The sequence below is a fragment of the Lacimicrobium sp. SS2-24 genome, assembly GCF_002201535.1.
GTDB lineage: Bacteria > Pseudomonadota > Gammaproteobacteria > Enterobacterales > Alteromonadaceae > Lacimicrobium.
Window position 1 is genome coordinate 99,503 of record NZ_NIWW01000008.1, and the last position, 23,081, is coordinate 122,583.

The following is a 23,081-nucleotide window of genomic DNA, read 5'->3' on the forward strand; positions in this document are numbered from 1 at the left end:
GGGGATGCTGACTATACCGGGGGGTACCCTGAGGCTGAAAAAAGCATAAGCCACCAAGGGCAGTTGCTACTGTAAAAAATTCAGCCGTGGCGGATATTTGCCTGAGATTGCGGGGTTGTCAGCGGGCAACATGGCCCGCTGGCTTGTTTAGGCTAATGTGATGAGAATTACTCAGCACCCCTTAACAGGGCATTGATGCCGACTTTTGCCCGTGTCTTGGCATCCACTTTTTTGACGATAATCGCCGCATACAGATTACACTTACCGTCTTTGGAGGGCAGGGTGCCTGATACCACCACGGCGCCAGCAGGAACTCGACCATAGTGAATCTCACCGGTCTCTCTGTCATAAATGCGGGTACTCTGGCTGATGTACACGCCCATGGAAATGACCGCGCCTTCCTCGACGATGACGCCTTCGACGATTTCCGAGCGAGCCCCGATAAAGCAGTTGTCTTCTATGATGGTGGGGTTTGCCTGCAGCGGCTCCAGGACACCGCCAATACCAACGCCGCCTGAAAGATGCACATTTTTACCAATTTGGGCGCAGGAGCCCACGGTGGCCCAGGTGTCGACCATAGTGCCTTCATCGATATAGGCACCGATATTGGTGTAAGAGGGCATTAATACGACATTTTTACCCACATAACAGCCAGTACGGACTGTTGCCGGAGGCACCACCCGGACTCCTTCCTGTGCAAACTGTTGCTCGTTGTACTCGGCATATTTAAGCGGCACTTTGTCAAAAAAGCGGCTCTGTGCACCCTCTATCAACTGATTATCGTGCAGGCGAAAATACAAAAGCACGGCCTTTTTCAACCACTGATGCACCACCCACTCTCCGGCGACCTTTTCAGCCACCCGGGCCTTTCCGGTGTTTAAAAGGTCAATGGCCTGAGAGACAGCCTGGCGAAGCTGGAGATCGCTGCTGTCCAGCTCGTTACGGTTTTCGAAGGCCTGTTCAATGATGGATTTCAGTTCTGACATGTTTCACTCTGTGTTTGTTGATTCAAGATGGACATAAGTTGTTTCTTCAATGTGACCTGTTGCTCATTGGTGAGGGCTTCACCCTGATTATTGGTGAGGATAAAAAGATCTTCCGCACGCTCGCCAATGGTGGTGATTTTTGCCATATGCAAGGACAAATCACAGATAACAAATTGCTGAGAAATGGTGGCCAGTAGTCCTGGCGCATCCAGTGCTTCAAGCTCTAATAAGGTCATGTTGGCCTGATTGGTGAAAAAGCGCATTTTCACCGGGACATTGAGCTGCTTCATGCGCCGCGGCATTTTGCGATTATTCTGGTGGGCACTGCCGGGGCGTTCGAGCTGTTCGAGAACGGCTTCTTTGAGACTCTGGCGACGGGAAGAAGAGGTAATACGATCGCCATTGTCTTCCAGGATAATAAAACTATCGAAGACGTAACCGTCCTGGGTGCTCATGATTTGTGCGTCGTGTATTGAACAGTTACGGCTGTCCAGCACTGAGGCTATCTGAGCAAAAAGACTGGCACGGTCACGGCCATAGAGTATCAGTTCTGTACCGGCTTTGGAGGTGTCATCGCTGACTTCCACTAACACCTGATTGTCCTGCAGACTTTCATTGCCCAGAATCATACTGGCATGCCAGACCAGCTGACTGGGTTTGAAACGCACAAAATAGTCCCAGTCCAGTCTGTCCCAGAATTGTTGTACCTGTGCGGCATCTTTACCCATTGAGGTGAGAAGGCTGAGCGCTTCCTCCTGATGTTCTTCAACTTTGGCTTTAAGATCGATCTGACATTCCAGGCCACTTTCCAGCGCTTTTTTGGTCATCAGGTACAATTCCCTGAGCAATGATGCTTTCCAGTCATTCCACAGATTGTCGTTAGTGGCCCGAATATCCGCCAACGTCAGCGCATAGAGATGTTCAAGGTAATCCACATTGCGAATTTTACCGGCAAATTCATTGATCACATCCGGGTCGTAGATATCCCGGCGCTGGGCTGTCACTGACATCAGCAGATGGTTTTCAACCAGCCACACCACCAACTCTTTGTCTTTACGGCCAATGCCGTGGGTGTCACAGAAGTCAGCCAGATCTTGTGCGCCGAGTTTAGAGTGATCACCGCCGCGACCCTTGCCAATGTCATGGAAGATAGCGGCGATATATAACAGCTCGGGTTTATCAAGATTCTGAAAAATACGATGACAGCGGGGAAAGTCTTTGGCGCCCTCACTCTGACTGTAATGGTAAATATGTTTAATCAGTCTGTGGGTATGTTCATCCACGGTATAGGCATGAAACAAATCAAACTGCATCATGCCTACAATCTGATTCCACTGTGGCAGATAGGCCTGCATGATGCCGTGCTTGTGGGCGACTTCCCAGGAAAAGGCGAAAAAGTTTGGGTGCTTAAGCAACCGCATAAACAGTTCCCGACAGCCAGCGCGTTCACACAGGAACGCCGAGCGGAAATTGCGCCGGGCATTACGCAGTAATCTCAATGTGGCGGAGTGCAGCCCTTGTGCCTGGGGCGTATCGGAGAGCAGCAGTAAAAAGCTGAGGAGTTTTTCTGGTGTATCAAAGACCTGATCATGACGGGCCTGCAGCAACCCGTCAGCCAGGGCAAAATCCTGATTGATGGGCTCAAAACGACGTACTTTCGTGGCCAGAATATCCTGGCGGAAATGCTGTAACAGCATGTCATTGAGTTCGGTTATCCGGCGCACGGTGCGGAAAAAGGCCTTCATCATGGTTTCTACGGACGCTTTTCCCTCATCGCCATAGCCAAGCCGTTTTGCCACCTCAGGCTGAAAATCAAACAGCAGCCGGTTCTCACTGCGTCCGGCCACCAGATGCAGGGCGAAGCGAATCCGCCATAAATGATTGCGACATTCAATCAGTTCATCAAATTCACGGGCGGTGAAATAATTATGTTCGACTAATTCTTTGCCTTTGAGCACCTTAAAGTGTTTCTTGGCAACCCAGCCGATGGTCTGAATATCCCTTAAGCACCCGGGATTTTCTTTCACATTGGGTTCGAGGTTGTAGGCGGTGCCATTAAATTTGGCATGCCGTTGGCGTTGTTCATCAAGTTTTGCCAGGAAAAAGTCTTTGCTGCTCCAGAATCCATTGCTCTGCACTTTTTGTTGTAACCGGGCAAAGGTCTCTTTACTGCCACTGAGCAGCCGCGCCTCGATGAGGTTGGTGGCAATAGTGACATCCTCTTTGGCTAACTTAATGGTTTCTGAGAGTGTGCGTACGGATTGACCGATATCCAGACCAATGTCCCAGAGCAGAGTAACAAAACGCCCGAGCTTTTCATTAATCTCATCATCCGGCTTTTTATGATTTAACAACAGTAAATCGATATCGGAATAGGGTTGCAGTTGTCCGCGGCCGTAACCACCTACCGCAACCAGCGCCAGATCCGGGTAGGTGTGCAGATCGAAAAGTTGCCAGATATGTCGCAGGAGGGCATCAACAAAGGTGGCCCGTCCTCTCACCAGGTTATCCACTTCTGTCAGGGAGGCATTGTCTTCCAGCCATTGATGGTGGTTCTCAACACAGGCCTTGAACGCAACAATATTATCGACTGTGCTAATCCGTTTTATCTGGCCAAGCAGACTCTGCAGCGACAAGGGCGTCTCCTTAATGGTTGATGATGCGATCTATGTTTTCGTCACTGCGCAAGGTAAGAATCTCACAGCCGTTGGCAGTGACCAGTAAGGTATGCTCCCACTGAGCACTGAGACTGCGATCCTTGGTCACCACTGTCCAGTCATCTTTGAGCAATTTTGAATGACGTTTTCCGGCATTGATCATGGGCTCTATGGTCAGGCACATACCTTCTTGCAATACCTCACCGGCACCGGGCTTACCGTAATGCAGAACCTGAGGGTCTTCATGGAATTCCGCGCCAATGCCATGACCACAGTACTCCCGCACAACAGAGTAGTGATGATGTTCAGCGTGCTGCTGAATGGCATGGCCAATATCGCCTAAGTGCACACCGGGACGAACTAGCTGGATGCCTTTGTACATGCATTCCTGAGTCACCCGAATCAGACGCTCTGCCAGGATGCTGGGTTGGCCCACCACAAACATCTTCGAGGTGTCACCGTGATACCCGTCTTTTATCACCGTGACATCGATATTGATGATGTCACCGTCTTTCAGTTTCTTGTCTGACGGGATACCGTGACAAATCACGTGGTTGACGGAGGTGCAGATGGATTTAGGAAAACCATGGTAATTGAGCGGAGCGGGAATTGCGCCTTGTTCATTGACAATATAATCGTGGCAGCGCTGATTCAGTTCATCGGTGGTCACCCCTTTTTGTACATAGGGGCCAATCATCTCCAGTACTTCAGCCGCAAGCTTGCCAGCAATGCGCATTTTTTCTATTTCGTCTTGTGTCTTGATAGTTGCAGTCAAGGTTCATCCACTTTTGTATTGCAATATTCTGCGCGCATTCTAGCCTCTGAGGCGCCCTGTGTATAGGCACAGCCGCTCTCATCAGAGCACAGCAGACAGAACAATAAGTTGTATCTTATAGCCTGACTGTGGTATAAAGCCGCCCGCAAATTGAGCGCGTCGAATCGTCGGGTTCAATTTGCCCTAACTTATTTATTAATGACACACATATATCGACACGGTTTTCGGGGTGTCTGAGTGCCACATGGGCGAATTGCCCGGGGCGCTAAATCAGATCGAAAGCTGGGATATATGGAGGCCTAACCCCATAAGGAAAAATTATGGCAAACGTATCTATGCGCGACATGCTGCAAGCCGGCGTGCACTTCGGTCACCAGACCCGTTACTGGAACCCGAAAATGAAACCTTACATTTTTGGCGCCCGTAACAAAGTTCATATCATCAACCTTGAAAAGACCGTTCCGCTGTTTAACTCAGCCCTGAACTATCTGTCTGGCGTCTCTGCCAAAAAAGGTAAAGTATTATTCGTTGGCACCAAGCGTGCGGCCAGCGATGCAGTGAAAGAAGCTGCAAACCGTTGCGACCAGTTTTACGTCAACAAGCGCTGGTTGGGCGGTATGCTGACCAACTGGAAAACGGTTCGTCAGTCTATCAAGCGTCTGAAAGATCTGGAGCAGCAGGCTCAGGACGGTACGTTCGAAAAGCTGACTAAAAAAGAAGCGCTGATGCTGACTCGTGAAATGAACAAACTTGAGTCAAGCCTCGGTGGAATCAAAGACATGGGCGGTCTGCCTGATTGCTTGTTCGTAATTGACGCGGTACATGAGCACATTGCCATTACCGAAGCTAGAAACCTGGGTATTCCTGTTGTTTCCGTGGTTGATACCAACTCGGATCCTGATGGTGTGGATTATGTTATTCCTGGTAATGATGACGCCATCCGTGCGGTACAGCTTTACCTGAATGCTGCCGCTGATGCCATCAGTGAAGGTCGTGAGCAAAACCTCGAAGCTCAGGCTGAACACGACGACTTCGTCGAAACAGAATAAGCGTCATGCAGTTGCAACAGCGACCCGCCATAGTGGTCGCTGTTAATCACTGTATCTCACAAGGACTCCCTTGTGATTCTACGAACAACTCTACTGAGGAATGAGAAATGGCAGTAACTGCAGCTCTAGTAAAAGAACTTCGTGAACGTACCGGTGCCGGTATGCTGGATTGTAAAAAGGCGCTGGAAGAAACCAATGGTGATGTTGAACAAGCCATTGAGAACATGCGCAAGTCAGGTCAGGCAAAAGCCGCTAAGAAGGCAGGTCGTATCGCCGCTGAAGGTGTTATCCTGACTAAAGTTGACGGTAACAATGCGGTAATGGTTGAACTGAACTGTGAAACCGACTTCGTTGCCCGTGATGACAGCTTCCTGGCCTTTGGTGACAAGATTGTTGACCTAGCGCTAAAAAACAAACTGAATGACGTTGAAGCGTTAAACGCTCTGGATCTTGACGGCATCACCGTATCAGAAGCCCGTGAGAACCTGGTTGCCAAAATTGGCGAGAACATTACTGTTCGTCGTGTTGTCAGCATTGAAGGTGATAACCTGGGTGCCTATGTGCACGGTGGCCGTATTGGTGTGCTGACCATTCTTGAAGGCGGTGACAACGAGCTGGCCAAAGATGTGGCGATGCACGTAGCCGCGTCTAACCCGCAGTTTGTGAAGCCTGAACAGGTACCTGCGGACGTGGTAGAAAAAGAAAAAGCCATTCAGATTGATATCGCCATGCAAAGCGGCAAGCCTGCCGAAATTGCTGAGAAGATGGTTGCTGGTCGCATGAGCAAGTTTACCGGCGAAATCAGCCTGACAGGTCAGCCTTTCGTTAAAGATCCCTCACAGAGCGTGGGTGCATTGTTAAAAGCAAGCAATGCAGATGTGGTCAACTTCGTACGTTTTGAAGTGGGCGAAGGCATCGAGAAGAAATCTGAAGATTTTGCCGCTGAAGTACAGGCGCAAATGGCCGCTGCCAAGAAATAAATTGGCACGCGACTTTTGCCCGGTGGCAATGTCATATAAACTACGAGCACCTCTTTAAGGGGTGCTTTTTTATATACAGGATGTATGGGCAGGTCATGACTCATGCATAACCTGCACGTCCGCCTGGTTTTGGCGGTCGACTGCCGCAGACGAAACGGATATCTGTGTGCGGCAACATCTGTTCTGGCGACATCCGGCGTTAACCGCTGGCAGCACTGGACTGAGACCCATCAGCCTGAGCCGAGTCAGCCAGTCTGATAATGACATTGGTGCACCGCAACTTACACAGGAACAACTGATCAATGAGTATCAATCCCAAATCCGCCTACAGACGCATATTACTCAAACTCAGTGGTGAAGCCCTGATGGGGCAGGAAGGCTTCGGCATCGACCCGAAAGTGTTAGACCGTATGGCACAAGAGATCAAAGAACTGGTCGAGCTTGGCGTGCAGGTCGGTTTGGTCATAGGTGGCGGCAACCTGTTTCGTGGTGAAGGGCTGGCGAAAGCAGGTATGAACCGGGTAGTGGGCGACCACATGGGCATGCTGGCAACCGTGATGAATGGTCTGGCGATGCGGGATGCCTTACACCGCGCCTTTGTGAATGCCCGTCTTATGTCTGCCATTCCGTTAAATGGTGTGTGTGACGCCTACAACTGGGCAGAAGCCATCAGTTTATTGAAATCCGGCCGGGTTGTGATTTTTGCAGCAGGTACCGGAAATCCCTTTTTTACCACCGACTCAGCAGCGTGCCTGCGCGGCATCGAGATTGAAGCGGATGCGGTACTCAAAGCCACGAAAGTAGACGGTGTTTTCGATTCCGACCCGGCAAAAAATCCGGACGCGGTCATGTATCAGCAACTCAGCTATCAGGAAGTGCTGGAGAAAGAACTTAAAGTTATGGATCTGGCCGCCTTTACCCTGGCTCGGGACCATAATTTACCGATCAGAGTGTTTAATATGAACAAACCCGGATGCCTGAAAGATGTGGTAATGGGCGAGGAAGAAGGCACACTGATCGATCATCAGAAGAATCTGGCTTAAAAGTAAAACAGGATTACGACAATGCTTAATGAAATTAACAAAGACGCCCAAGAGCGTATGAACAAATGTATCAGTGCGCTGAAAAGTCAGCTGGGCAAGATCCGCACCGGCCGTGCTCACCCCAGTCTGCTTGATTCCATTATGGTGTCTTACTACGGTGCCGACACGCCCTTAAACCAGGTGGCAAACGTGGTGGCAGAAGATGCCCGCACCCTTGCCCTGACGGTATTTGATAAAAGTGCGACACAGGCAGTAGAAAAGGCCATTATGCAGTCTGATCTGGGACTCAACCCGATGAGTGCCGGTACTGTGATTCGCATTCCTATGCCGCCCCTGACCGAAGAACGTCGTAAAGACTTTATTAAAGTGGTGCGTGCGGAAGCGGAACAGAGCCGCGTCGCCATTCGCAATATTCGTCGTGATGCCAACAGTGATATCAAAGACCTGGTGAAAGAAAAAGAGATTGGTGAAGACGAAGGACGTAGCGCCGAAGAAGGCATCCAGAAACTGACTGACGAGTACGTAGGTAAGATCGATCAGTTGCTGGCCGACAAGGAAAAAGAGCTGATGGAAATCTGAACGTTCTGCGTTTCAGGAGATTTTCATGACAGCCAACACTTCAATGCCCAGACACGTTGCCATTATTATGGATGGCAACGGTCGCTGGGCCAAACAACGTGGCAAGATCAGAACATTCGGTCATAAGGCCGGGGTAGAGTCTGTGCGCAATGCAGTCGCTTTTGCCCGCAAGCAAGGGATAGAAGTGCTGACGTTGTTTGCCTTTAGCAGCGAGAATTGGAATCGCCCTGCCGAAGAGGTCGGGGTGTTGATGGAGTTGTTCAATCTGGTTCTCAAAAGCGAAGTCAAAAAGCTGCACAAAAATGATGTTCAGCTCAGGGTGGTGGGTGACACCAGCCGCTTTGATAAGAAACTCAATGAGCGGATTACGGCCGCAGAAACACTGACCGCGGATAACCAGTCTCTGGTGCTCAATATTGCCGCCAATTACGGTGGCCGCTGGGATATTATTCAGGCTGCACGTCATTGTGCAGAACAGGTTCGTGACGGAAAACTGAACAGTGCCGACATCGACGAAGAGATTTTTTCACAACATATTTGTTTGTCTGGGTTACCGGAACTGGATTTGCTCATCCGAACTGGTGGTGAGAGTCGGGTCAGCAACTTTCTGCTGTGGCAACTGGCCTATTCAGAATTATATTTTACGCCCACATTGTGGCCGGATTTTAATGAGCAGGAATTCAGTCAGGCGGTGTCTGACTATGCTGCCCGCCAGCGTCGCTTTGGCATGATCTCAGAGCAGGTGCAAGAATGAGGAGGCCAAAGGCATGTTGAAGCAACGGGTGATTACAGCCCTGGTGCTGGCGCCACTGGCACTGATCGGTATTTTATTTCTGCCTTTACGCGGCTTTGAGATTTGTATAGGTCTTATCGTCGCCTTAGGGGCATGGGAATGGGCCAACCTGATGGGGCTGAAAACCCGCCCCGGTAAAGCGGTTTACACATCGCTGGTGTCCCTGATTTGCCTGGTGCTGGCGTATCTCGTGCCCGTGAAACAAATCTGGGTTCAGGGGCAGTTAACGGATCTCTATTTAACCATTCTGGCCATTGCCGCCCTATGGTGGCTGGTGGTGTTACTGATGATTCTGGCCTACCCCAAGTATACGGCCATGTGGCGCAACAGCCGGTTGCTGCGCGGATTGTTTGGTATTCTCACCCTGGTGCCAACCTGGGTGGCTATTGTGACGTTGCGCACGCAACTTTACGATGTGGATACCTTATACGGGGCGTCACTGATTTTTTATGTACTGGGTATTGTTTGGGCGGCGGATATTGGCGCCTTTTTCATTGGCGTTAAGTTTGGCCGCCATAAACTCCGTCCCAACGTGTCGCCGGGTAAGACGCTGGAAGGCTTGCTCGGTGGTATCGCTGCGTCTTTCGCGATCATCGGTTTTGCCGCACTGCACTATCAGGTGAATGCGACCATGATTTGGAGCCACCTGATTATTGGTGGCTTGACGGTGGCGGTATCTGCACTGGGCGATCTGAATGAAAGTATGTTTAAACGCTGCGCTGGCTGCAAAGACAGTGGCACATTACTGCCAGGACACGGTGGCATCCTCGACCGTATCGACAGCCTGACGGCAGCCTTTCCGATCTTTGCACTGTGTTATGTGTTGTGGATGACCTGATGCAACGACTGACTTTGCTTGGTTCAACCGGCTCAATCGGCGAGAGTACGCTGGATGTGGTGCGCCTGCACCCACAGCGCTATAACGTCTTTGCGCTGACCGCCCATACCCGTCTGGATAAGCTGATGGAACAGGCGCGAGAATTCAGCCCTCAGTATTTGGTCGTAGCCGATGAGGCCGACTACACCCGAGCCACACAGTTGGCCGAAGCCAAGGGAATCAACAGTGAAATTATTGCCGGGTCACAAGCACTGGAATTTGTTAGTGCCCATGAGGATGTGGATACGGTAATGGCTGCGATTGTCGGCGCTGCTGGTTTGCTGCCAACGATGGCAGCGGCGCGCGCCGGGAAGAAGCTGCTACTGGCCAATAAAGAGGCACTGGTGATGTCCGGGCAGCTGTTTATGGATGCACTGGAAAGCGGTCAGGCACAGTTGCTACCCATTGACAGTGAGCATAATGCGATTTTTCAATGCCTGCCCCAGGATTATGTCTACGGAGCCCCTGAGCGTAAGGGAATTGCCAAAATTTTGCTGACCGGATCCGGTGGACCATTCCTGCACACCCCCTGCCACGAACTGGCTACAGTGACACCGGCCCAGGCCTGCGCGCACCCGAACTGGAGCATGGGACGGAAGATTTCTGTAGACTCCGCCACCATGATGAATAAGGGGCTGGAGTTTATCGAAGCGTGCTGGCTATTTGGACTCAGGGCAGAACAGATTGAAGTGGTAATACACCCGCAAAGTGTGATTCATTCTATGGTGCAATACACCGATGGCTCCGTTCTTGCCCAATTGGGTAATCCGGATATGCGCACGCCCATAGCCCACGCGCTGGCGTTTCCTGAGCGCATCGCCTCAGGTGTTGCGCCACTGGATTTTTCAACAATGACCGACTTTACATTCCAGGCCCCGGAGTTCGACAGATATCCGAATCTGGCACTGGCCATAGAGGCCTGCCAGGCAGGGCAATATGCTACCACGGCGCTGAATGCGGCTAATGAGATAGCGGTAGAGGCGTTTTTACAGGGGCGGCTGTCCTTTACCGGTATTGCCGATCTTAATCGCAAGGTGCTGGATGCTCTGGATTCCTGTGAACTAAACAGCATTGATGACATCATAGGCTGGGATAATGAGGTAAGGGTACTGGCCAGACAAGCCGTGACCCAGCCTTCACAGTCGATGCTGGGGACATAAATGCTGAGTTTTTTGTGGAGTTTATTGTTTTTTATTCTGGCCCTGGGTGTGCTGGTTGCGGTACATGAATGGGGACATTTCTTTGTCGCCAGACGATGCGGTGTTAAAGTACTGCGTTTTTCCATTGGCTTCGGCAAGCCATTGTGGCGAAAAGTCGATAAAACCGGTACTGAGTTTGTGATTGCAGCTATCCCCTTAGGGGGATATGTGAAAATGCTGGATGAACGGGTCGAGCCCGTGCGCGATGAGGATTTGCCTAAGGCCTTTAATCAGAAGAGTGTGGGGCGGCGTATCGCCATTGTTGCGGCCGGTCCGGTGGTGAATTTTATTTTTGCCGTTTTTGCGCTGATGTGTATGTACCTGATCGGTGTGGATACGGTTAAGCCGGTGATTGGTGAGGTGCCCGCGCAAAGTATTGCCGCTCAGGCAGGCCTGAAAAGCGGGATGCAGATTGAAGAAGTGGGTGGCAGGGAGACTCTGGACTGGGAAGCGGTCAATCTGGAGCTGGTCTCTCACATTGGACAGGACAGTCTGTCAATGCGGGTCAGTGACAGTGGGCAAGCCACTACCAGGGTGACACTGGATATACGCCAATGGCAGTTTGATCCGGATAAGGAGTCGGCACTGGTTAGCTTGGGGGTGATTCCGTTCAGGCCTGAGGCGACCACAGAACTGGCATTTGTTGCAGAAGACTCTCCGGCGGCACAGGGCGGATTGCAGCCAGGCGATAAAATACTGCGACTGGATGGAACTCCTGTGCAGAATTGGGAACAAATAGTGGACTTTATCAGTGCCCGGCCTGACCAGCGCTTTACCCTGGCGGTTGAGCGGGATGGCAGTCTGCGGGACATTGAGGTGCAGGCCGGTAGCCGCGAGGTTAACGATGCAGTGCAGGGTTATCTGGGTATCGTGCCCACTGCCGAACCCTGGCCTGAGAGTTATCGGATTACCCGGCAATACGGGCCTGTAGGAGCGCTCATAGAGGGCGCCGATAAGACCTGGCGCCTGATGGTGCTCAGTGTGGAAATGATAGGGAAACTGATAAGCGGAGATGTGTCGGTCAAGAATTTGAGTGGGCCCATCTCCATCGCGCAGGGAGCAGGTGTCAGTGCCGGGTATGGTTTGGTGTATTTTTTGAGCTTTCTGGCTTTAATCAGCGTCAACCTCGGTATTATCAATCTTTTACCTTTACCGGTACTTGATGGTGGACACCTACTTTATTATTTTATTGAGCTTTTGACGGGCCGGCCTGTACCAGAAGGGGTGCAGGAAATCGGGTTTCGTATAGGTGGCGCACTATTACTGCTGTTAATGACAGTGGCAATATTTAATGATATCGCTCGCTTGTAGACTAATAACAATATGGGCTTTTCGCGAACCCCAGCAGTTTGGATGAATATTTTTTGATGAAGTTGAAACAGTTAGTTGTAGCCGGATTGATGTTATCCGGGTCCTTCTTTGCATCGGCTGAAAAAGCCAGTGAATTCGTCGTGGAAGACATCAAGATTGAGGGCTTGCAGCGCGTGGCGCTGGGGGCCGCCCTGACCTATCTGCCGGTTAATGTGGGCGATAAACTCAATGCTTTTCGCATCTCCCAGTTGATTCGCTCACTCTATGGTTCGACCCATTTTGAGAGCATCAAAGTGCTCAGAGACGGTGGCACCCTGGTGATTCAGGTGCGTGAGCGGGCCACCATCAGCCGAATTAACTTCGAAGGCAATAAAGACATCAAGGATGAGCAGCTCCAGCAAAGCCTTGATGACAGTAATATCCGGGTGGGCGAGCCACTGGATAAAACTGTACTGACCTCTATTGAAAATGGCCTTAAAGACTTTTATTACAGCATCGGTAAATATAACGCCGACGTCAGTGCCATCATCACCCCCTTGCCGCGTAACCGCGTTGACCTCAAGCTTCTGTTTGAAGAGGGCGATGCGGCGGATATCAAGCAAATTAATATTGTTGGTAACGAGGTGTTCAGTGACGCTGAACTGCTGGACCAGATTGAGCTGCGGTTTGATACGCCGTGGTGGGACTTTCTCTCTGAAACCCGCTATCAGAAACAAAAGCTGACCGGTGATATGGAGACACTGGAGAGCTACTACAAAGATCGCGGTTACTTGCGCTATAGCCTGGATTCGACGCAGGTCTCCATGACGCCGGATAAAGCGGGAATCTACATTACTCTTAACGTTGAAGAAGGAGAGCAATACACGATTTCTGACGTTGAACTGATTGGCGATTTGCTGGGCCAGGAAGACACCATCAGGCGTATTCTTCCTCTGTCGGCCGGTAAGATGTATAACCTTGCGGAAGTGACCTATACCGAAGAGTTTATCAGTAAGTATTTAGGCCGCTTCGGTTATGCGTTCCCTGAAGTGACCACCATTCCTGAAATCAATGATGAAGACAAAACCGTAAAGCTGACCCTGTCGGTGGATCCGGGTAAACGGATTTATGTACGCCGGATTAATTTTGCCGGTAACAATGTGACGGCAGATGAAGTGCTGCGTCGTGAAGTCAGACAAATGGAAGGGGCCTGGTTGTCAAATACGGCACTGGAGTCTTCTAAAGCGCGTATGTCGCGACTGACCTACATGGAAGAAGTGAATTTTGAAACGGTACGCCTGCCCGGCGAAGAGGACAAGGTGGACGTCAACTTCAACGTCAAGGAACAGCCGTCCGGTTCCTTTAATGCCGGTATTGGTTATGGCGACCGCACCAAACTAAGTCTGCAGGCGGGAATTCAGCAGGATAACTTCCTGGGCACGGGTAAACGTCTTGGTCTGAACCTGAATACTGTGTCCTATCAGCAAAGTGCGACGGTTTCCTATACGGATCCCTACTTCACCATTGACGGTATCAGTCTCGGTGGCACCTTATTTTACTCCGAGTTTGACGCCGGCAGCGCGAACCTGGTGCAGTACAATAATAAATCCTGGGGACTGGGGGCGAACTTTGGCTATCCGGTTGACGAATATAACCGTCTGAATTTCGGTCTTACCTACCGGTATAACAAGATTTCGCAGTTACAAACCTACGATCAAATCCGTACCTTTTATGACATGTTTGCGGATCCTAACGATCCGGATGCGGGTATTGAGTTTAATTCCTACGAGCTGAGTGCTGGCTGGAGTCGCAGTACCCTGAACCGCGGGGTATTTCCTACGGCGGGTTCCATGCAGCGGGCTTCGGCGAAAGTCACCGCGCCTTTTTCCGACGTGGATTATTTCAAGCTGAGCTTTGATACCAAGTTCTACTTCCCGCTGTCACGCGATCAGCGCTGGTCTTTCCTGGCCAGACTGGAAATGGGATATGGCAATGGTTATGGCGACCTCGATGGCAACGACCAAATTCTGCCCTTCTGGGATAACTTCAGGGCGGGGGGCAGCGATTCACTGCGTGGTTTTGAAAACAACACGGTGGGTCCGCGTCCAATTTATCGTCGTCCCAGTACCATCACCGCGCCTGATGGCAGTCAGATCCCGTTAGGACCGAATGCCGATACTGTCACCGACACCACGCAGTTACGTGCTATTGGCGGTAATGCCATGGTGCTCGGTGGCGTAGAGTTAATTGTTCCGACCCCGTTCATCGACGAGGAACTGGACAACTCCGTACGTACCAGTCTGTTTGTGGACGTGGGCAATGTATGGGACACTGAGTTCAGAGTGGAAAATTATGATGGCCTGGCCGAATCAGAGCGCAACAAGATTGCCGACTACGCTGATATAGGCCGTTTCCGGGCCTCTGCTGGCCTGTCAGTACAGTGGCTTTCTCCCATGGGGCCGATGATTTTCAGCTTTTCCCGTATTCTTAAAGAAGAAGATGGCGATGAGAGTCGTTTCTTCTCCTTTAATATCGGGCAAACATTCTAATAATATCAGCCGGATAGGCTTTAGATAATTTTGAGGAGAGTATTTTGAAAAAATTCAACAAAGGTGTTGTCGCCGCTGCCATTCTTGGTACGTCTATGCTCAGTTCTGCAGCCATGGCTGCACAGAAGATTGGCGTGGTCAATGTACAGGGTATCTTCCAGTCCTTGCCTCAGGCTGCGGTTATTCAGGAAAACATCCGTAACGAATTTAAGGATCAGATCGAAGAAATCGGTCGCATGGAAAAAGACATCAAATACTACATGGAAAAGCGTGAGCGAGACGCCGCTACTATGAGCGATGCTGAGCGCAAAGAGCTGGAAGATAAGCTGATTTCACTGCGTGATGAATATGCAGGTAAGACTCAGCCGTTACAACAGCAAATTCAGGCCCGTCAGGGTGAAGAGCGTGACAAGCTGCTGGGCCTGATTAAGCAAGCCATTGATGGCATCGCTGAAAAAGAGAACTATGATCTGGTACTGAACTCCAATGCCGTGGCGTACATGGCGGAAGCGAACAACCTGTCTCAGAAAGTGGTCGATCAGGTCAGCAAAATCAAATAACAGGGCTTCACGGTCGATGAAAACCTATAGCCTCAATGAATTGGCAGCGCATCTGGATGCCGAGGTTCAGGGAGACGGTAATGTACAAATACATGCCGTCTCTACGCTGGCCAGAGCAGGCAAAGGTCAGATTTCCTTTTTGTCCAATAGCAAGTATCGTAGCCAACTCAAAGACACGAAAGCCGATGCGGTGATCCTTCAGGCAGCTGATCTGGAGTTTTGTCCGGTCAGCGCTCTGGTTATGAAGAATCCCTACGTGGGGTTTGCCCGTTTAGCGCAGTTGATGGATACCACACCGGCCGCGGCCGACTCAATCTCACCTCATGCGACCATCGCAGAGGACGTGACATTGGGGAATAACGTGGTCGTAGGTGCCAATGCCGTGATCGAGTCCGGCGTTAAGCTGGGTGACAATGTGCAGATAGGGCCCGGCTGCGTGATTGGTAAAGATGTCACCATCGGTGAAGGCACTAAGCTGTGGGCGAATGTCACCCTATATCATGACGTTCACATTGGCCATTCATGCCTGATTCAGGCCGGTGCCATTATCGGTGCGGATGGTTTTGGTTATGCCAATGATAACGGGCAATGGGTGAAGATCCCGCAACTGGGCCGGGTTATCATCGGTGACCGCGTAGAGATAGGCGCCAGTACCACGGTAGACCGCGGTGCGCTGGACGATACCTGTCTGGCGGACGGGGTCATCATCGATAATCAATGCCAGATTGCACATAACGTAGTGATTGGTGAAAACACGGCCATAGCCGGGTGCACTGTGGTAGGCGGAAGTACACGGATTGGCCGCAATTGCACTATAGGCGGCCTGAGTGCAATCACCGGTCATGTCGAGATTGTGGACAATGTGCACTTTACGGGAATGAGTATGGTGACTAAAGGAGTGAGTCAGGCGGGAGCGTATTCCTCAGGGCTGCCATCACAACCGAGTCGTGAGTGGCGTAAAGCAGTGGTCAACGTGCGCAACCTCGATCGGCTCAGCCAACGTGTCAGAGAACTGGAAAAACATTATTCGGAGCACGATAGTGCTGGCAAAGGAGACAGATAGTTGGCTAACGAGTTAAAGCTTATCGATATTGAAGAGATCATGGAGCTATTGCCCCATCGCTACCCGTTTTTGTTAATTGACAGGGTGACGGATTATGAATTGGGCGTCTCCATTAAAGCGTATAAAAATATCTCATTTAATGAACCCTGCTTTACCGGGCACTTTCCCGGAAAGCCCATCTTTCCAGGTGTCATGATTCTGGAGGCCATGGCGCAGGCCGCTGGTATTCTGGGCTTTAAAACCGTGGGTAATTCAGATGAGCTCTACCTGTATGCCGGCATTGATAAGGCTCGCTTTAAGCGCCCTGTGGTGCCCGGAGACAGGCTGGATTTTTCAGTTGAATTGATCAAAGAGAAACGGGGAATCTGGAAGTTTTCCGGCGTGGCCAGTGTGGACGGTGAAGAGGCCTGTAGTGCCGAATTTATGTGTGCAATGAGGAAGATGTAGCAAGGTGATCCACCATACAGCCCAAATAGACCCCAGTGCAAAGCTTGGCAACAACGTAAAAGTGGGTGCCTACTCACTGATCGGAGCGGATGTTGAAATAGATGACAACACGGTGATTGAGTCCCATGTCGTCATTAAAGGCCCGACCCGAATCGGTAAGGCTAACCATTTTTATCAGTTTTGCTCCATCGGTGAAGATTGTCAGGATCTCAAGTATGCCGGTGAACCGACTCGCCTGGAAATCGGCGACGGTAACACCTTCAGAGAATGTGTCACGGTGCACCGTGGCACAATCCAGGACAACTCACTGACACGCATCGGCAATAATAATCTGCTGATGGCCTATGTGCATCTGGCCCATGACTGCATGGTGGGTGATAACAATATTTTTGCTAACAATGCCAGTATTGCCGGCCATGTGCATGTGGGCGATTGGGCCATTCTCGGCGGTATGTCGGGGGTACACCAGTTTTGTCATGTGGGATCCCACAGTTTTTGTGCAGCCGGTACTATCCTGCTGAGAGACCTGCCACCTTACGTCATGGTGGGAGGGAAGGATGCCAAACCTCATGGTATCAACGCCGAAGGGTTACGCCGCCGCGGATACAGTAAAGAGAGTATTTTACAGATCCGCCGGGCTTACAAGGTGCTGTATCGCAGTGGTAAGACGACAGACGAAGCGTTGCGTGAACTGCGTGCTATGCAGGAGCAGACTCCTGAGCTGGAGATTCTGGTAGACTTTGTGGCGAATTCTCCCAGAGGTATTGTCCGCTAGGGTGAGCAAGGTGCTTTCGGCCCTTGTCGGCGACGTGGTGATGTATTTCATCAGGCACTGCGCGTCAGTCATAGTGATTGCCGTCCTTTGAGGCAGCGCATACAAAGCTCACTCCGGAGAGGTTGTTTCTGGCCCGTTCCGCTGACTAAACCATAGCGGTTGCCTTTGATTGAAGCAGTTTTGCGTTCAACAGAATCGAATATGAAAGAGAAGCAGGCCCACATCCGTATGACGACTCCCCCTATCCGAATCGGCATTGTTGCCGGAGAAGCGTCCGGCGATATTCTCGGAGCCGGACTGATTCAGGCCTTGAAAAAGCGCCTGCCACAGGTCGAATTTATTGGTATTGCCGGTCCCAGAATGCAACAGCAGGGATGCCAGACACGGTTCGATATGGAAGAGCTATCCGTCATGGGGCTGGTAGAGGTGCTGTCACGCATTCGCAGGTTGCTGGAGGTCAGACGTCAGCTGGTGAGCTACTTTACCGCCAATCCGGTAGATGTGTTTATTGGTATTGATGCACCGGATTTTAACCTCGGGCTGGAGCTGCGACTCAAGCAACAGGGTATCCCGACCGTACACTATGTCAGCCCCACTGTCTGGGCGTGGCGGGAAAAACGCATTGTAAAGATTGCCCGTGCTACTAACATGGTGCTCAGTCTGCTTCCCTTTGAAAAAGTCTTTTACGATCGTCACAAGGTGCCCTGTACGTTTGTGGGCCATACCCTGGCAGATGCGATTCCGTTGAAGCCTGATCAACAGGCGGCGAGACAGCAACTGAATATTGCCGCCGATGCATCCGTACTGGCAGTACTGCCCGGAAGCCGTGGCTCAGAAGTTGAAAGGCTACTGCCCCCCTTTTTGCAGACCGTTGCGCTGTTGCAGCAACAGAACCCGACGTTAATTGTCATTATCCCTGCGGCCAACGAACGCCGGCGTACGCAGATTGCCGCGATGCTTGCCAGCACGCCACAAAAGGTAGATGTCATTGTCATCGACGGGCAGTCCAGAGAAGCCATGATTGCGGCAGACGCGGTACTACTGGCTTCCGGTACCGCTTCCCTGGAGGCCATGTTATGCAAAAGGCCCATGGTTGTGGCCTACAAGTTTAACTGGTTAACCTATCAGATGGGTAAGCGCATGTATAAACCTCAATGGTTTTCACTGCCTAACTTGCTGGCTAATGAAGCGTTGGTGCCGGAATTGGTGCAGCACCAGGTGCAACCGGCTGTGATGGCGGCAAAGCTCAAAGGCCTGCTGGAACAGGATACCTCGGCGTTAGTGCAACGCTTTGAAGGTCTGCACAAAACGCTCAGACTTGGGGCCGATGAGCGGGCCGCGGACGCGGTGCTGAGCCTGTTGAATGCGAGTCAAAATGAACAATAGCACTTTGATCGCCGGCGTGGATGAAGTGGGGCGGGGCCCTCTGGTCGGGGATGTGGTAACCGCAGCGGTGATCCTCGATGCCCGTCATCCCATTGAGGGACTGATGGATTCCAAGAAGCTCAGTGAAAAGAAGCGCCAGCATTTTTATGCCTTAATTAAAGAAAAAGCGCTGTGCTGGTCCATTGGCCGGGCCAGCGCCAAAGAAATCGATGAGCTGAATATCTTGCAGGCCACCATGTTGGCCATGGAACGCGCTGTCGAAGGGCTTTTTATTCAGCCCCAGCATGTGCTGGTAGATGGCAATCGTTGCCCTGCCTGGGCCTATTCCAGTGAGGCGGTAGTGAAAGGTGACGGGTTGATTCCGGCGATTTCCGCGGCCTCCATCCTGGCCAAAGTGACCCGGGACGCACAGATGAGCGAGCTGGCCCGGGAATATCCGGCATACGGATTTGAGCGTCATAAGGGCTATCCTACGGCGGCGCATCTGCAAAGTCTGGCGCAACTGGGGCCCACCCCTCATCATCGGCTCAGTTTTAAACCCGTACAGCGCGCTCTCGAACAACAGCAGGACAGTACCAATGGCAGACATTAACTTTGTGCACCTGCGGGTGCACAGTGACTTTTCTATGATGGATGGGTTGAACAAGACCGCGCCCATTCTTGAAAAGGTGAAAGCGCTGAACATGCCCGCAGTGGCCATTACTGATCAAATGAACCTCTGTGGTCTGGTGCGCTTTTACGATAAAGCCCATAACCTGGGGATCAAGCCGGTGATTGGCGCAGATTTCTGGGTTCAGAGTGATTTGCTTGGCGACCAGCTTTATCGTCTGACCTTACTGGCCCGTAATAATCAGGGTTACCAGAATATTACCCAGCTTATCTCAAAGGCCTATCTGCGTGGCCATGTGCAGGAAAGACCGGTTATTGATCGGGACTGGCTGCAGGAACACCATGAAGGCATTATTGTTCTTTCCGGTGCCATGGCGGGGGATCTGGGTATTGCGCTGACTAAAGGCAATAGCGAAATGACGCAGAGCATTGTTGATTTTTATCAGCAGTATTTTGCCGAGCATTACTATGTAGAAATAATGCGCACCGGCCGTCCCGGCGAAGAGGATTATCTGCATCAGGCGGTCGCTATGGCGACACAGCGGCAGTTGCCTGTGGTTGCCACCAATGAGGTCTGCTTTCTTGAAGCCGAACATTTTGATGCCCATGAGATCCGGGTGGCGATCCATGATGGCTATACCCTTGACGACAAACGGCGCCCCAAACGCTACAGCGCAGAGCAATATCTGCGTAGTAGTGAAGAAATGTGTGAACTTTTTGCCGACATTCCTGAAGCCCTGCAAAATACCGTTGAGATTGCCCGGCGCTGCAATGTGACCGTGCGTTTAGGCGAGTACTTCCTGCCTAAATTCCCTACCGGCGATATGACCGATGAAGATTTTCTGGTGATGAAATCTGAGCAGGGGCTGGAAGAACGTCTGGCCTTTCTGTTTCCCGACCAGCAGGAACGTCAGGCCAAGCGAGGGGAGTATGATGAGCGCCTGAAAATAGAGCTTCAGGTGATTAATCAGATGGGCTTTCCGGGTTACTTCCTGATCGTCATGGAATTTATCCAGTGGAGTAAAGATAACGGCATTCCCGTTGGACCGGGGCGGGGGTCAGGGGCCGGCTCGCTGGTGGCCTATGCACTGAAAATCACCGATCTCGACCCGCTGGAATTCGATTTGCTGTTCGAGCGGTTTCTGAACCCTGAACGGGTATCCATGCCCGATTTCGATGTCGACTTTTGTATGGATCGCCGTGATGAAGTGATTGATCATGTTGCCGATCTGTATGGGCGCGAGGCGGTGTCTCAGATTATTACATTTGGCACCATGGCGGCCAAAGCTGTGGTGCGCGACGTGGGCAGGGTACTCGGACATCCCTATGGTTTTGTCGATCGTATATCCAAGTTGATCCCCGGTGATCCCGGTATGACCCTGGCGAAAGCCTTTGAGGTAGAACCGCGTCTGCCGGAAACCTACGAGCAGGATGAAGAGGTACGGGATCTGATTGATATGGCCCGCATTCTGGAAGGGGTCACCCGTAACGCCGGAAAACATGCCGGTGGTGTGGTTATCGCCCCCACTAAAATCACCGACTTTTCGCCCTTGTATTGTGACGAACATGGCCAGTTCCCGGTGACGCAGTTTGACAAGAACGATGTGGAAACCGCGGGACTGGTTAAATTTGATTTCCTTGGCCTGCGTACGCTGACGATTATCCAGTGGGCGCTGGATATGATTAAAGCCGGTCAGGGCAAAGATATCGATATTACGGCTATCCCCCTTGAGGATGCGCCGAGCTTTAAAGTGCTGCAAAACGCAGAAACCACCGCGGTGTTTCAGCTTGAATCCCGTGGCATGAAGGACCTCATTAAGCGTCTTCGTCCGGACAGCTTCGAGGATATCATTGCATTGGTGGCACTTTTTCGTCCCGGCCCGTTGCAATCGGGCATGGTGGATAACTTTATTGACCGTAAGCATGGTCGAGAAGAAATTTCCTATCCCGATGCGCAGTACCAGCATGAATGTCTTGAAGAAATTCTGCAGCCCACCTACGGCATTATCCTGTATCAGGAGCAGGTCATGCAGATTGCCCAGGTCATGGCGGGATACAGCCTCGGTGAGGCCGACTTATTGCGCCGTGCGATGGGTAAGAAAAAACCTGAAGAAATGGCCAAGCAGCGGGAAGTGTTCCGCCAGGGGGCTGCCAGGAATCAGATTGATCCCGACCTGGCGATGAAAATTTTTGATCTGGTGGAGAAGTTTGCAGGCTACGGCTTTAACAAGTCTCACTCCGCTGCCTATGCCCTGGTGTCGTATCAGACCCTGTGGCTGAAGACTCACTATCCCGCTGAATTCATGGCTGCGGTCATGTCGGCGGACATGGATAACACCGATAAGATTGTTACGCTGGTTGACGAATGCCAACGCATGGGACTCACGGTGCTGCCTCCTGATGTTAATACTGGCCAGTACAAGTTCTCCGTCAATGAGCAGGGGCAGATTGTTTATGGTATTGGTGCCATCAAGGGGGTGGGTGAAGGTCCGATTGATGCCATTATTGACGCCCGCAAGCAACAGGGCGCCTTCAGCGACCTGTTTGACTTTTGTGCACGCCTGAATCTCAAGCGCATCAACAAAAGGGTATTAGAGAAGCTGGTGCTGGCCGGTGCCATGGATAACCTGGGACCCCACCGGGCGTCCCTGATGGCCAGTTTGCCAGAGGCCATTGCCGCAGCCGATCAACACGCCAAGGCGCAGTCCTTCGGACAGGAGGACATGTTTGGTTTGCTCAATACCGAGCCGGAACAGGTTCAGCAGGCCTTTGCCGATGTTGCACAGTGGCAGGAGAAAGTGTGGCTGGAAGGAGAGCGCGAAACCCTGGGGCTTTACCTGACCGGGCATCCCATAAACCAGTACCAGCAGGAAATCCGCCACTATAGTAATGGGCGCTTAGTGGACATTAAACCGACCGGACGGGAGGGCAGTGCCACCGTCGTGGGGTTGGTGATTGACATGCGTGTGCTGGTGAACAAAAAAGGCCGACGCTGGGCAATTGTGACACTGGATGATAAAAGTGCCAGAATGGACGTGCGCTTTTTCCCCGATATGCTCGAAGAGTATGAAGCGGTGCTGCAAAAAGATAAAATTTTGGTAGTATCGGGACAGGTCAGCTTTGATGAGTATTCGGGTGGCAATACAATGTCCGCCCGGGATGTCATGGATATTGTGCAGGCCCGGGAAAAAAATGCCAGAGCGGTTATACTGCAGCTTCAGCAACAACAGTGCAGCAGCCACTCGGTGGCTGAACTTAAAGCGGTGTTAAGTCAGTATCAGGGAGGAACCTGTCCGGTTCATTTCGATTATTATCAGCCACATGCGCGGGCTGTTTTGGCGGTGTCGGCCAACTGGTACGTCACCCCGGATGATGACTTATTACATCAGCTACAACAGTTATTAGGTGAAGAGCAGGTCAAGCTGGCATTTCATTAGTCAGTGCATGTGTTCTCGCCAGAGCGC

19 protein-coding genes are annotated in these 23,081 nt (G+C 51.4%); 16 read left to right on the top strand and 3 right to left on the bottom strand.

The features are described 5' to 3' along the window. Positions 1-167: 167 nt before the first annotated feature. The 3 genes from dapD to map are packed head-to-tail and all read right to left on the bottom strand — an operon-like array spanning position 168 to position 4,418. Positions 168-986, bottom strand: coding sequence for a 2,3,4,5-tetrahydropyridine-2,6-dicarboxylate N-succinyltransferase (gene dapD, locus CCY32_RS13720; RefSeq protein ID WP_088331644.1), 819 nt, complete (start codon positions 984-986; stop codon positions 168-170). Further along, positions 974-3,622 carry a [protein-PII] uridylyltransferase gene (gene glnD / locus CCY32_RS13725; RefSeq protein ID WP_088331646.1) on the bottom strand — a complete coding sequence of 883 codons (2,649 nt, stop codon included), beginning with the start codon at positions 3,620-3,622 and terminating at the stop codon, positions 974-976. Before glnD ends, dapD begins: the two co-directional genes overlap by 13 nt. A 10-nt stretch (positions 3,623-3,632) precedes the next feature. Then, positions 3,633-4,418 (bottom strand): type I methionyl aminopeptidase, encoded by a 786-nt coding sequence (gene map / locus CCY32_RS13730; protein ID WP_088331648.1) that lies wholly within the window; start codon positions 4,416-4,418, stop codon positions 3,633-3,635. A 320-nt stretch (positions 4,419-4,738) separates the two neighbouring features. Here map and rpsB point away from each other — a divergent pair, with 320 nt between their 5' ends. From rpsB to dnaE, 16 genes are all read left to right on the top strand, one after another. Then, on the top strand, positions 4,739-5,467 hold the full coding sequence (gene rpsB, locus CCY32_RS13735) for a 30S ribosomal protein S2 (RefSeq protein ID WP_088331650.1): 729 nt from the start codon (positions 4,739-4,741) through the stop codon (positions 5,465-5,467). Positions 5,468-5,574: 107 nt separating this feature from the next. Then, complete coding sequence (gene tsf, locus CCY32_RS13740; protein ID WP_088331652.1) at positions 5,575-6,447, top strand: translation elongation factor Ts; 873 nt, start codon at positions 5,575-5,577, stop codon at positions 6,445-6,447. Positions 6,448-6,749: 302 nt separating this feature from the next. Beyond that, positions 6,750-7,490: a UMP kinase gene (pyrH, locus tag CCY32_RS13745; protein WP_088331654.1), complete on the top strand. Its 741-nt coding sequence runs from the start codon at positions 6,750-6,752 to the stop codon at positions 7,488-7,490. Between the two features lie 21 nt (positions 7,491-7,511). Then, positions 7,512-8,069, top strand: a complete 558-nt coding sequence (frr, locus tag CCY32_RS13750; RefSeq protein WP_088331656.1) for a ribosome recycling factor — start codon at positions 7,512-7,514, stop codon at positions 8,067-8,069. Positions 8,070-8,094: 25 nt separating this feature from the next. Next, a complete protein-coding gene (gene uppS / locus CCY32_RS13755; RefSeq protein WP_088331658.1) occupies positions 8,095-8,823 on the top strand; it encodes a polyprenyl diphosphate synthase in 729 nt (242 codons plus the stop codon). Between the two features lie 13 nt (positions 8,824-8,836). Then, positions 8,837-9,700, top strand: a complete 864-nt coding sequence (locus CCY32_RS13760) for a phosphatidate cytidylyltransferase (RefSeq protein ID WP_088331660.1) — start codon at positions 8,837-8,839, stop codon at positions 9,698-9,700. Further along, the gene (gene ispC, locus CCY32_RS13765; protein ID WP_088331662.1) at positions 9,700-10,899 is read left to right on the top strand and encodes a 1-deoxy-D-xylulose-5-phosphate reductoisomerase; all 1,200 of its coding nucleotides are present in this window, start codon (positions 9,700-9,702) and stop codon (positions 10,897-10,899) included. Before CCY32_RS13760 ends, ispC begins: the two co-directional genes overlap by 1 nt. Beyond that, positions 10,900-12,249, top strand: a complete 1,350-nt coding sequence (rseP, locus tag CCY32_RS13770) for a sigma E protease regulator RseP (protein WP_088331664.1) — start codon at positions 10,900-10,902, stop codon at positions 12,247-12,249. It abuts the gene before it with no gap. A 56-nt stretch (positions 12,250-12,305) separates the two neighbouring features. Next, a complete protein-coding gene (gene bamA, locus CCY32_RS13775; protein ID WP_088331666.1) occupies positions 12,306-14,777 on the top strand; it encodes an outer membrane protein assembly factor BamA in 2,472 nt (823 codons plus the stop codon). Positions 14,778-14,821: 44 nt separating this feature from the next. Beyond that, entirely contained in the window at positions 14,822-15,337 is a 516-nt protein-coding gene (locus CCY32_RS13780) for an OmpH family outer membrane protein (RefSeq protein WP_088331668.1), read from the top strand. A gap of 16 nt (positions 15,338-15,353) precedes the next feature. After that, the gene (lpxD, locus tag CCY32_RS13785) at positions 15,354-16,400 is read left to right on the top strand and encodes a UDP-3-O-(3-hydroxymyristoyl)glucosamine N-acyltransferase (RefSeq protein ID WP_088331670.1); all 1,047 of its coding nucleotides are present in this window, start codon (positions 15,354-15,356) and stop codon (positions 16,398-16,400) included. Next, on the top strand, positions 16,401-16,847 hold the full coding sequence (gene fabZ, locus CCY32_RS13790) for a 3-hydroxyacyl-ACP dehydratase FabZ (RefSeq protein WP_088331672.1): 447 nt from the start codon (positions 16,401-16,403) through the stop codon (positions 16,845-16,847). It begins immediately after the preceding gene. A gap of 4 nt (positions 16,848-16,851) precedes the next feature. Beyond that, entirely contained in the window at positions 16,852-17,622 is a 771-nt protein-coding gene (gene lpxA / locus CCY32_RS13795; protein ID WP_088331674.1) for an acyl-ACP--UDP-N-acetylglucosamine O-acyltransferase, read from the top strand. A gap of 228 nt (positions 17,623-17,850) precedes the next feature. After that, on the top strand, positions 17,851-19,008 hold the full coding sequence (gene lpxB, locus CCY32_RS13800; RefSeq protein ID WP_088331818.1) for a lipid-A-disaccharide synthase: 1,158 nt from the start codon (positions 17,851-17,853) through the stop codon (positions 19,006-19,008). After that, on the top strand, positions 18,998-19,600 hold the full coding sequence (gene rnhB / locus CCY32_RS13805) for a ribonuclease HII (RefSeq protein ID WP_088331676.1): 603 nt from the start codon (positions 18,998-19,000) through the stop codon (positions 19,598-19,600). Before lpxB ends, rnhB begins: the two co-directional genes overlap by 11 nt. Beyond that, complete coding sequence (dnaE, locus tag CCY32_RS13810) at positions 19,587-23,054, top strand: DNA polymerase III subunit alpha (protein WP_088331678.1); 3,468 nt, start codon at positions 19,587-19,589, stop codon at positions 23,052-23,054. Before rnhB ends, dnaE begins: the two co-directional genes overlap by 14 nt. Positions 23,055-23,081: the final 27 nt, after the last annotated feature.